Source organism: Mycobacterium sp. NPDC049093 (assembly GCF_040704635.1).
In the GTDB taxonomy this organism is placed as follows: Bacteria; Actinomycetota; Actinomycetes; order Mycobacteriales; family Mycobacteriaceae; genus Mycobacterium.
Map to the genome: position 1 here is coordinate 81864 of NZ_JBEZJS010000002.1, position 11986 is coordinate 93849.

Below are 11986 nucleotides of genomic sequence, written 5' to 3' on the forward strand. Positions count from 1 at the left end.
GCGCCTGCGCCCGTCGCACAACTGAACTGAAGAAAGGGAACCGTGAGCGCACCCACTGCTGACCGTCGCGCGACCGGGGTCTTCTCGTCAACACGAGCGCAGATCCCCGAGCGCACTCTCCGAACCGATCGGTGGTGGCAGTCGCCCCTGGTCGTCGATCTCGGCTTCGCCGCCTTCGTCGTCTATGCGACTGTGCGCGCTTTCCTACAGAGCAATTACTACGTACCGCAGTACAACTATCTGACGCCGTTCTACTCACCGTGCGTCAGCCAGGGCTGCACCCCCGAGGCCAGCCACTTCTGGCCGCAGGTCCTCCCCGACGTGTGGTGGCTGCCCTACGCGGCCTTCTCACTGCCGTTCCTGCTGCTGTTCCGCCTGACCTGCTACTACTACCGCGGCGCGTACTACCGCTCGGTCTGGCAGTCCCCCACCGCATGCGCGGTCGCCGAGCCGCACGCGAAGTACACGGGCGAGAGCCGGCTGCCGCTGATCATCCAGAACACCCACCGGTACTTCTTCTACATCGCCGGCATCATCTCGCTGATCAACTCCTATGACGCGATCGTCGCGTTCCACTCGGACAAGACCGCCAGCGGCTTCGGCTTCGGACTCGGCAACCTCGTCCTGCTGGGCAACGTCATCATGCTGTGGGTCTACACACTGTCCTGCCATTCGTGCCGCCACGTCGCGGGCGGACGCCTCAAGCACTTCTCCAAACACCCTGTGCGGTACTGGATGTGGACGCAGATCAGCAGGCTCAACGTCCGCCACAAGCAGTACGCGTGGATCACGCTGGGCACTCTGATGCTGACGGACTTCTACATCATGCTGGTAGCCAGTGGCACCATCTCTGACCTGAGATTCATTGGTTAGCAACCGTTTACACAAATTAGGGATAAAGACTGCATGACATCGGAATTGGAACGGCACTCCTACGACGTAGTCGTGATCGGTGCCGGTGGGGCTGGACTGCGCGCCGTGATCGAGGCACGCGAACGCGGCCTGCGCGTGGCGGTGGTGACCAAGTCGCTGTTCGGCAAGGCCCACACCGTGATGGCCGAGGGCGGGTGCGCCGCGGCGATGCGCAACGTCAACACCAAGGACTCCTGGCAGGTCCACTTCGGTGACACCATGCGCGGCGGCAAGTTCCTGAACAACTGGCGGATGGCCGAGCTGCACGCGCAGGAAGCCCCGGACCGGGTGTGGGAGCTGGAAACCTATGGCGCGCTGTTCGACCGGACCAAGGACGGCCGGATCAGTCAGCGCAACTTCGGCGGGCACACCTACCCTCGGCTGGCCCACGTCGGCGACCGCACCGGCCTCGAGATCATCCGCACCCTGCAGCAGAAGATCGTCTCGCTGCAGCAGGAGGACAAGGCCGAGCTCGGCGACTACGAAGCCCGGATCAAGGTCTTCCACGAGTGCTCGATCACCGAGCTGATCTTGGAAGATTCAGGCGGCGCAAAGAGAATCGCGGGAGCCTTCGGGTACTACCGCGAGACCGGCAACTTCGTCCTGTTCGAGGCGCCCGCGATCGTGCTGGCCACCGGCGGTATCGGCAAGTCGTTCAAGGTGTCGTCGAACTCCTGGGAGTACACCGGTGACGGCCACGCCCTGGCGCTGCGCGCCGGGTCCGGTCTGATCAACATGGAGTTCATCCAGTTCCACCCGACCGGGATGGTCTGGCCGCTGTCGGTCAAGGGCATCCTGGTCACCGAAGGTGTCCGCGGTGACGGCGGGGTGCTGAAGAACTCCGAGGGCAAGCGGTTCATGTTCGACTACATCCCCTCGGTGTTCAAGGGCCAGTACGCCGAGACGGAGGAAGAAGCCGACCAGTGGCTCAAGGACAACGACTCCGCGCGGCGCACCCCTGATCTGCTCCCTCGCGACGAGGTGGCCCGCGCCATCAACTCCGAGGTCAAGGCGGGCCGCGGTTCGCCGCACGGTGGTGTCTATCTCGACATCGCGTCGCGCATGCCCACCGAGGAGATCAAGCGGCGGCTGCCCTCGATGTACCACCAGTTCATGGAACTGGCCGAAGTCGACATCACCAAGGACGAGATGGAAGTCGGCCCGACCTGTCACTACGTGATGGGCGGTATCGAGGTGGATCCGGACACCGGAGGCGCCGCCACCCTCGGGCTGTTCGCAGCGGGCGAGTGCTCGGGCGGTATGCACGGCTCGAATCGCCTTGGCGGCAATTCACTTTCAGATCTGCTGGTGTTCGGTCGACGCGCCGGCCTCGGTGCAGCCGACTATGTGCAGGCGTTGCCGGAGCGGCCCAAGGTGTCGGAGGCCGCACTCATCGAGGCCACCGAACTCGCGTTGTCGCCGTTCGAAACTCACACGAACCCGGAGAATCCGTACACGCTGCACGCCGAACTGCAGCAGTGCATGAACGACCTGGTCGGCATCATCCGCAAGGCCGAAGAGATCGAGGAGGCGCTGACCAAGCTGGCCGAGCTGCGCACCCGCGTGCACAACGTCAGCGTCGAGGGCGGTCGCGTCTTCAACCCGGGCTGGCACCTGGCCATCGACATGCGCAACATGCTGCTGGTCAGCGAGTGCGTCGCCAAGGCCGCGCTGACCCGCACCGAAAGCCGCGGCGGACACACCCGCGACGACCATCCGGAGATGGACGCCAACTGGCGCAACACCCTGCTGGTGTGCCGTGCGTCCGGCGAGGATCAGGTGGTGCCGGACGTGACCGTGACGCCCGAGGCGCAGCTGCCCATGCGGGAAGACCTGCTGGCGACGTTCGAACTGTCCGAACTCGAAAAGTATTACACCGAGCAAGAACTGGCCGAGCACCCCGATAGGAAGGGCTGAGCATGAGTGCGTATGACGCGAACCTGCGGGTGTGGCGCGGCGACGAGACCGGAGGCGAGCTACACGACTACACCGTCGAGGTGAACGACGGTGAGGTGGTGTTGGATATCATCCACCGGCTGCAGGCCACCCAGGCCGGTGACCTGGCGGTGCGGTGGAACTGCAAGGCAGGCAAGTGCGGATCGTGCTCGGCGGAGATCAACGGCCGCCCGCGGCTGATGTGCATGACGCGGATGTCGACCTTCGACCCCGACGAAACCGTCACTGTGACGCCGATGCGGACGTTCCCGGTGATGCGCGACCTGGTGACCGACGTTTCCTTCAACTACGAGAAGGCCCGCCAGATCCCCTCGTTCACCCCGCCGAAGGACCTGCAGCCCGGCGAGTACCGGATGCAGCAAGAGGACGTCGAGCGCAGCCAGGAATTCCGCAAGTGCATCGAGTGCTTCCTGTGCCAAAACGTGTGCCACGTCGTGCGTGATCACGAGGAGAACAAAGAGGCGTTCGCCGGCCCGCGGTTCCACATGCGGATCGCGGAGTTGGACATGCACCCGCTCGACGTCATGGACCGCAAGGACATGGCTCAGGACGACTTCGGCCTCGGCTACTGCAACATCACCAAGTGCTGCACCGAGGTATGCCCGGAGAACATCAAGATCACCGACAACGCGCTGATCCCGATGAAGGAACGGGTCGCCGACCGCAAGTACGACCCGATTGTGTGGTTGGGCAACAAGCTGTTTAGGCGCTAGCTTCTTCCGCCGAGTGTGCGTTCAGATCGCGATCCGAAGCGGGTACGCGATCTGAGCGCACACTCGGCGTTTGGTCGGCGGCGTAGGCTCGTGACAAAGCAGCCAATCACCGTCGAAAGGCAGCTCCATGAGCATGGGACAGACTCACAGCGTCAACGAGATCCGGACCGCGATCCGCGAACTGTCGGTCAGGGCCGACCTGGCCCGGAAAGAGGGCCGTCCGGACGATGCCGGCGAGATCGAACAGCGCATCGCCAAATACCGCGACGAACTGGCCGCACGTCCCTGAGACGGGGCTAAAGCCCCTTACGTCAGGCGCCGAGCTTGCGGAACGTGCTGCGGTGGAACACGATCGGCGCGACATCGGCGTTGACGGTGATGTCGCTGACCCGCAGCACCACGATGGTGTGATCGCCGGCCTCGACCAACTGCTCGATGGCGCTCTCCAGCCACACGCTGGTTCCGTGGATGAACACGGCGCCGGATTCGCGTGACTCGGTCTCCAGCCCGGCGAACCGGTCCCCGGTCTTGGCGGCCAGGGTGCGGGCCGCTTCGTCGTGGGCTTCGCCCAGCACGCTGATCCCCAGCGACGGGAGATCCTTGAGCTTGGGCCAGGTGGTCGAAGAGTTCTGCACGCAGAACGACACCAGCGGCGGATCGAGCGACACCGGCACGAACGTGCTGGCCGCCAAGCCGACCAGAGTGCCCTCTACCTCGGCAGCGATCGCGATGACACCGGACGGAAAGTGGCCGAACGCCTCACGCAGAGACGTCGGGCTCAGTTCTGTTGCACTCATAACACCTCCATCTTCACACAGCGCCCTTCGACCCTGATCCGCCCGTCCGTAGCCATCATCGTCGCGACGGGCACCGGTGGCCAGGTCCGCGATCGCACTGATCGGAACCCGCCTGTCACCCCTCAGCCGGGCAGTCCATCGTGGTCGGCACTATGACCCACTTCCCCGACCGGGGTCCGGCGATGGAGGACGATGCGGCCGCCGCGTCCGGGGACATGGGCGATCCCGCGGAAGCGCGGCTTCTCATCAGCGGCGGTATCGGTCTGGATCCGGAAATCACGCAGCACGGTCCGTAGCACGACATCGATTTCGACCATCGCGAAATCCGCTGCGGGGCAACGGCGTACGCCGCCACCGAACGCCAGCCATTCCGGCGCCGTCGGCCTGATGCCGAGGAATCGACGTGGCTCGAATCGTTCTGGGTGCGGGAAGTTTTCGGGATCCTCGTGTAGATCGGCGACGCGCACAAGCACATTGCGGTCCTGCGGTATCCGCCACTCACCCAGGCTGAAGTACGGTGCCCGCACCCGGCGACCGACCACATCGACGACGGTGCGGGTACGCAGCAGTTCGACGATCGTGGCCCGCCGGACCTCGCTGCCGCCCGCGTCGATCTCCCGGACCAGCTCGGCCAACACGCTCGGGTGGCGCCGCAACCGCTCGAACGCCCAGGCCAGCGCCGCTGCGGTGGTTTCCTGGCCGGCACCGATGAACGCCAGCAGTTCATCGCAGATGTCCCGCCGCGACATCCTGGTCCCATCGTCGTGCCGGCTGCGCAGTAAAACGGCCAGGACGTCATCCCGATCGCCGAGTCCCGGATCGGCTTCAGCCCGATCGATCAGCGTGGTGACGATCCGGTCGTAGTCTCGCCGGTAGTTGTTCAACCGGCCCCACCGGATCCAACGTCCGGTCCGAGATGCCGTGAAGAGCGGGATGACCTCGCGCAGCCTTTCCGCCTCGGATCCATCCGCCCCGTCCGGACCGAAGATGGCACGCAGGATCATGTTCAACGTGATTCGCTCCATCGGCTCGAGCGTCCGGAATTCCTTGCCCTCAGGCCAATTCGCGCATTCCTGCAACGTCTCGTCCTCAATCAGCTTCTCGTGGTCCTTGAGGCAGTGCCGGTGAAACGCCGACGCGATCAAGCGACGCCGATCGCGATGCTCATCGCCGTCGAGCGCAAAGATCGAGCCGGGCCCGAACAGGCTGCCGAGGTTCGGCCGCACGTTGACCAACTGTTCGGCACTCGCCGTGCACACCGAGCGCACCAGGGCGGGGTCGGACACCACCACGAATCGCCCGAAGACGGGTGCGCTGATCTCGAAGATATGTCCGTGCCGCTTGATCCAGTGCCGCATCGCCGTGCGGCGAAACGCAACGAAACCCACCTTCTGCACGAGGCTCGGTGAGCGGACCTGCGGCGGGGGCGCCCCAGCGACGACCCGATCGGTCATACGGTCCCCCAAGCTGTGATGTTCCCTGGAAATCTCCAGAGATCATCACTCGCCTGCGGCGCGACGGATCAAGTACCGGACTACTGCAATCTCGCGCAGCGGGTGCGCGCTCAGGCGTCCAACCGGGCGAATTCGTCCTGTCGATACTGTTCCACACAGGCGGCGCGGCGGATCTTGCCGCTCGTCGTGGTGGGTATCGACCCCGGGGGGACCAGAACGAGATCCCCGACGTTCAGGCCATGCGCGTTGGATATCGCGGAGGTGACATCGCTCTTGATCTCGGTGAGCCAATGCCCGGCCTCCACCGGGGACTCGCCGCGCTTCTTCAGCTCGATGACGGTGACCAGCTTCTCGGTGCTGTTCACCGGAACCGAGATGGCCGCCACCCGGCCGCCGGTGATCTGCTGGACCGTCGCCTCGATGTCCTCGGGGTAGTGGTTGCGCCCGCGAATGATCAGCAGATCCTTGATGCGACCGACGATGAAAAGCTCTCCGCCGGAGACGAAGCCCAGGTCACCGGTTTTCAGCCATGGTGCGTGGACCGTGCCCGGAGACGGGTCGACCAGCGTGGCGCCGAAACACTGCTGCTCCTCCGGTGGCCTGCTCCAGTAGCCGGCCGCGACGTTGTCGCCGTGCACCCAGATCTCGCCGACTGCGTCCGGCGGGCATTCCTGGTTGGTGTCGACGTCGACGACCCGCACCATCGGAGACTGCGGAAGTTTGTACTGCACCAGCGCGGTGCCGGCTCTGGCCGCGCAGCGCTTGGCGCGGCCGGCTGCCAATTCGTCGACATCGAAATACACGTCGTCCGCCGACTCGGACCATGAGCCGGTGGCCACGAAGACGGTGGCCTCCGCCATCCCGTACGACGGCCGCAGCATGTGGTCGGCGAAGTTGAAGTGAGCGAACCGGTCGGCGAAGCGCTCCAAAGTGGCCGGCTCCACGCGCTCGGCGCCATTGATGATGCCCACCACCCCGCCGAGATCGAGCCCGGCGAGGTCAGCGTCCTTGGTCTTGCGCGCAGCGAGGTCGAAGGCGAAATTGGGTGCGGCCGAGAAGGCAGAAGGATTCTCGGCCAGCGCACGGATCCAGCGGGACGGCTTCTCCAGGAACGCAACCGGGCTGGTCAACGCGGCGCGATAGCCGCTCAGGATGGGTGCGCAAACACCCAGTACCAGTCCCATGTCGTGATAGAAGGGCAACCACGACACGATCGTGGCGTTCGCCATCGATTTACGGTCGCCATCCGTGAAGAAGCACCGCATCAACTGCTCGAAATTCGCCTGCAGGTTGCGGTGCGAGATCATCACCCCGGTCGGCAGTCGGGTGGAACCCGAGCTGTACTGCAGATACGCCGTCTCCGGGTAATCCGAAGTGTCGAAGCTCGGCGCGTCCGATCCGTCCTGAACATCGACGTCCAGGGACTCGATCTGAAGGATCTTCGGAGCGGTGTCCAGACGTGACTGATCCACGTAATCGCCGACATCCTGCGCGACCGCGGAGGTCGTGAGAACCACCGAAGGCGCCGTATCGACGAAGACCGCACTCACCCGGTCGTGATTCGAGCCGCGATGGGGCAACGGAAGCGGAACCGCGATCAACCCGGCCTGCATGGAACCGAGGAAAGCCAGGATGTACTCCAGGCCCTGCGGAGCGAGGATCACCGCCCGGTCGCCAACCGATCCGTTCAGGCGGATCTGTCGTGCGACATTCATCGTCCGGCGGGACAACTGCGACCACGTCACGGTCTCGGCCACCCCGGCCGGGTCGTCGGTGTAATCGGTGAACGTGAAAGCCACGTCGTCCGGACGCAGGCTGGCACGTCCGTGCAGCATCGAGAGAATGGTTGATTGGGGCGAAGGCGTCGTCAGCGTCATTTCACGTCCGTACTCACTCGTCGAATTCGTCGGCTCGGGCGCCGCTGTCAATGTCCGCCGGACAACAGGGACAAGGCACCGTTGGCGATCTCCGACATGGGATCGGTGCCGCCGCCGAACGTCGCGTCGTTGGCCGGTGCGGTGACCTCCGCGGGGTCGAAGCCGTTCACCGGGTCCACGGTGACCGGCGCGGTAGCCGGATCATCATTGCGCGAATAACCCGCGTCGACCCGCGGCTTCAATATCGCGTCCAGCTGATTCAGCGTGCCCTGGTCATATCCGAGGTACTTGAAGGGCAACACCAGGGGCAGGTGCTCTTCGGGCACCATATATGTCGTCGTCGTCGCGCCCTTGGAGTTGACCGTCGTCCTGATGTTCTGCGGCGGAACATTGCTCGGATTGGTGAAGGCGATCGCGGTGTGACCGGTGGCCAGACCGGCGACTGCGTTGATGACGCTCATCCAGTTGTCGGGCCGGTCCGGCCAGTCGGCGATGCTGTCGTAGGCCGAGATGAACTGGTCGGTGTGGTACTGGCTCTCCACAGGCTCCGGGATGCGGTAGTCCATGAACGGTACGACGCTGCCGACGGGAAAGTTCTGAGTCAGGAAGCTCTCGCCGAAGGGAGACTTGGCGATCGGGTCTCCGAATGTCGCGAAGCTCAGTTGGTCCGGCGGCGGGGCGGTCGGATCGTTGGCCAGCCGCGCCTTCACAGCGTTGAGCACCAGCGCGCCCTCGGACAGCCCCATCGCTCTTCCCTTGCCGCCCTTGCGGATGGCGGCGTCGAGGTTGCCTTCACCCTCGTCGACCGACTCGCCGATGCTGGGACCGTCGAGACCGAGGCCCGGGTAGATCTGCTCGCCGATCGGGCCGATCCCGGGGAAGAGACGCTCCAGGGTGTGGCCCTGAACCTGCCCTGCCGGGTAGTCGACCTTCACCCGCTTCATCCCGGGGAACCACTGCTCACCCGTCATGCGGATGTACTCGTCGTACGGGATACCGAGAACGTGAGCCCCGCCCAGGGCGTACGCGGTCCCGGGGTCTGCCGGCGCCGGGGGCGGCGCACCACCGTTCGATACGCCGGGGGCGGCAGTGTCATCGGCAGCCGCCGATCCGACGCCGAAACACCCTGTGACACCGGCAGTTACCAGCACCGTCAGTCCTGCGAGTAGCTTCTTCATCTCTGCACCTGCCCGCTTTGCTTCGTTTCGAGTTTTCCATACATCACGTATGCGCGCTTCCCGCCGTGGTCACGCGCTGGTCGCCGGTGTGCGTAGCGATTTCTGATCGCTCATTCGTGACGGCCACCAGTTGGCCTTGCCGAGGAGCGCAGCGATGGCAGGCACCGTGATGGTGCGCACCACGAAGGTGTCCAGCAAGATGCCGACTCCGATCACGAAGCCGCCCTGCACCACCATGCCGATGCTGGAGAACATCAGACCGGCAACCGAGGCGGCGAAGATCAGGCCCGCTGCGGTGATCACCCCTCCGGTCGAACTCAGTGTGCGGATGATGCCGTACCGAATGCTGTGCGGAGACTCGTCCCGCATTCGCGACACCAGGAGCATGTTGTAGTCGGCTCCGACCGCGACCAGCACAACGAAGGCCAATGGCGGCACGCTCCAATGCAATTGCTGGCCGAGTAGCGATTGGAACACCACGACACTGATCCCCAGTGCGGCGAGGTAGGAGATCACCACCGACGCCACGAGGTAGATCGGCGCGACGAGCGAACGCAGCAACAACATCAGGATCAGCATCACGACGACGAGGGTGCCGATGATGATGAACCGGATGTCCTGCTGGTAGTAGTCACGCGTATCCCGCAGGCCGGCGGGGAAACCACCCATCGATATCGAGGCGTCGGCCAACGTGGTGTTGGGCTGCGCGCCCCGGGCGATGTTCTGGATCTCGTTGACCTGGTCCATGGCCTCGGGACTGAACGGGTTGAGCTTCGTCTGCACCAGATACCGCACCGACTTGCCGTCCGGCGAGACGTACGCAGCGGAGGCCTTCTTGAACTCGTCCATGTTCAGCACCTCGGGCGGGATGTTGAACCCCGCCTGCGCCGGATCCGCGGCGTCGTTGCGCATCGTCAGCAGAAATGCCGAAGCCTGGTCCAACCCGGCCGAGATCACCTTGACCTGCTTGACGAGTTCGTCCACGCCACCGGCCACTTCGCGACTTCCACCGGCCAGGCGGTTGGCACCGCTCTGCAAGTCCTTCAGGCCCGACTGCGGACCGCCGGGCTTGTTCATCCCCATGGCATTGGCCGCCTTGGTGACGCTGGCCAGCGCCGCGTTCAGCTTCTTGACCGTGGCGTTGAGGGTCTGTCCACCGCCGACGCCGTTGAGCTGGTGGGCGAGATCGTTGATGTTGTCGAGGCTTCCGTCATGGTTGGCGTCCATGAGCCGTTGCATCTGAAGGCGGCTGTCACTGCACGAGGGGTTGGCATCGCAGACTGCATTGCCGTTCAACGCCGTCAGCACCGGTCCGATCCAGGCGAACATGTTCTTGACGGCGGAGAAGTTGTAACCCATGGAGTTGGACAACGCGTTGATGCTGTCGACCAGCTTGGCCGCGGTGTCGACGTCCTTCACCAGCTTGTCGCCACCGTATTCCGTGCGCACGGAGGAGACCGCGTCGACCGCGCTCTGCAGACTGGGCGCGATCTGATTGATCTGGGCGCGCACCTGGGCGAGGCTGTCGGCCAACGTGTCGGCCCCGGCCGTCAGCCGGTTGAGGTCACTCGAACGCTGATCGATCTGGGTGGAACCGTCGGCCAGCCGGTCGCCGACGATGCCGGCCTGGAAGGTCGCCCGGAATTCCGCGGGTACCTCCCCCAGTGGCCGGGTGATGCCGCTGACCAGGCCGACATCCGGCAGCTGGGCGACACGTGACGCCAGCTGCTCCAGGTCCGCCAGACCACGCGGTGAGCGCAGGTCGTGCGGTGACTGGATGAGGATGTATTCGGGAATGGACTGGGCGATGGGGAAATGGCGTTCCACCGCGGCGTATCCGATCGAACTCGGCGCCGACGCCGCCACCACCTTGCGATCGTCGTAGTTGTAGCGGGCGAAGATCGCGGCGCCGGCCAGCAGCGCCAACACCACAAGGCTGGCGACGAGATGCGGAACCGGCCGACGAACGATGCGGATGCCCGAACGCCGCCAGAACCGGGCGGTCAGCTCGCGCCGGGGTTTGACCCAGCCGCGGGGCCCGACCAGAGCCAGGATGGCCGGCAACAGGGTCATTCCCGCCAGATACGCCACACCGATACCGATCGCGGCCGACACCCCGACCGTTTTGAACACACCCATTTTCGTGAAGCTCAGCAGCAGGAACGTCAGCCCTACCGTCGCGGCAGATGCCGAGATCACCTTCCCGATCGACATCATCGCGGCCCGCACGGCCTGGTCGAAATCGTTGTCCGATCGCAGATAGTCGTGATAGCGGCTGATCAGGAAGACCGCATAATCGGTGCCGGCACCGGCCATGATCGCACTCAGAAATACGACGGACTGATTCGAGACACCCGCGCCGGTCAATTGGGAAAAGCCCGCCACCAGTGCCTGCGCGATGAGCAGGGACGACCCGATCGTGATCAACGGCAGCAGCATCGTGACAGCGCTGCGGTAGACCAACAACAACACGGCCAGGACCAGTACGGCGATCGCGATCTCGATCGGGAGCCGATCCTTCTCCCCCGCCACGGTGAGATCGGCTGCCGTGGCCGCCGGACCGGTGAGGTGCACGGCCAGCGGGCTGCCTGCCGTGCTGAGTCTGACGACTTCGGAAACCCGGTTGAACGAGTCCATCGCCCGCGGTGTGCCCAGCTCACCCACCAGGCCCACCGGAAGCACCCAGGTGGTCTTGTCCTTGCTGGTCAGGAACTGTCGCAGCTGTGGGGTACCGATGAAATCCTGAACGCTCTCGACATCTGTCACGTCGTCGTGCAGCGCGTCCACCAGCTTGCGGTAGGTCGCCTCGTCCGAGGAATTCAGCCCGTTCTCGTTGATCAGGGCCACCAACAAGAGATCGTTGTTGCCCGATTCGTGGAACGCCTCGGTCATCTTCTTGGCGGCGACGCTCGACGGCGCATCGTTGGGCAGGATTGCCAGCGGGTGCTTCTCGGCCATCGCGCCGAGGGAGGGGAATGTTAGCGGTAGCGCGATCAGCAATGCGGCCCAGGCCCCGATCACTGCCCAGGGCCACCGCACCACGAAATCGGCTAACCGTCGCATGTTGCCCTCACCTTCACCTCGAAGGCGGCGCAAAGC

The 11986-nt window shown here is 64.7% G+C and carries 9 protein-coding genes; 4 read left to right on the forward strand and 5 right to left on the reverse strand.

Annotated elements, in window-relative coordinates; translation table 11 throughout:
* The first annotated feature begins 42 nt into the window (after positions 1–42).
* From sdhC to AB0876_RS06030, 4 genes are all read left to right on the forward strand, one after another.
* Positions 43–873, forward strand: a complete 831-nt coding sequence (sdhC, locus tag AB0876_RS06015; protein ID WP_491837108.1) for a succinate dehydrogenase subunit SdhC — start codon at positions 43–45, stop codon at positions 871–873.
* Between the two features lie 33 nt (positions 874–906).
* Positions 907–2829, forward strand: a complete 1923-nt coding sequence (locus tag AB0876_RS06020) for a fumarate reductase/succinate dehydrogenase flavoprotein subunit (RefSeq protein WP_491837109.1) — start codon at positions 907–909, stop codon at positions 2827–2829.
* Positions 2830–2831: 2 nt separating this feature from the next.
* The gene (locus AB0876_RS06025; RefSeq protein WP_055119709.1) at positions 2832–3581 is read left to right on the forward strand and encodes a succinate dehydrogenase/fumarate reductase iron-sulfur subunit; all 750 of its coding nucleotides are present in this window, start codon (positions 2832–2834) and stop codon (positions 3579–3581) included.
* A gap of 127 nt (positions 3582–3708) precedes the next feature.
* On the forward strand, positions 3709–3870 hold the full coding sequence (locus AB0876_RS06030; RefSeq protein WP_110762097.1) for a hypothetical protein: 162 nt from the start codon (positions 3709–3711) through the stop codon (positions 3868–3870).
* Positions 3871–3892: 22 nt separating this feature from the next.
* Here the strand turns inward: AB0876_RS06030 and AB0876_RS06035 are convergent, their stop codons facing one another.
* The 5 genes from AB0876_RS06035 to AB0876_RS06055 all read right to left on the reverse strand — a co-directional run bounded on the left by AB0876_RS06035 (position 3893) and on the right by AB0876_RS06055 (position 11950).
* Entirely contained in the window at positions 3893–4378 is a 486-nt protein-coding gene (locus AB0876_RS06035; RefSeq protein WP_276126276.1) for a flavin reductase family protein, read from the reverse strand.
* 122 nt (positions 4379–4500) lie between these two features.
* Entirely contained in the window at positions 4501–5832 is a 1332-nt protein-coding gene (locus AB0876_RS06040; protein ID WP_491837110.1) for a cytochrome P450, read from the reverse strand.
* A gap of 110 nt (positions 5833–5942) precedes the next feature.
* Positions 5943–7709 carry an AMP-binding protein gene (locus AB0876_RS06045; RefSeq protein WP_491837111.1) on the reverse strand — a complete coding sequence of 589 codons (1767 nt, stop codon included), beginning with the start codon at positions 7707–7709 and terminating at the stop codon, positions 5943–5945.
* A gap of 47 nt (positions 7710–7756) precedes the next feature.
* Positions 7757–8887 carry an acyltransferase PE gene (gene pe / locus AB0876_RS06050; protein ID WP_491837112.1) on the reverse strand — a complete coding sequence of 377 codons (1131 nt, stop codon included), beginning with the start codon at positions 8885–8887 and terminating at the stop codon, positions 7757–7759.
* Positions 8888–8956: 69 nt separating this feature from the next.
* Positions 8957–11950 (reverse strand): MMPL/RND family transporter, encoded by a 2994-nt coding sequence (locus AB0876_RS06055; protein WP_491837113.1) that lies wholly within the window; start codon positions 11948–11950, stop codon positions 8957–8959.
* Between the last annotated feature and the right edge of the window lie 36 nt (positions 11951–11986).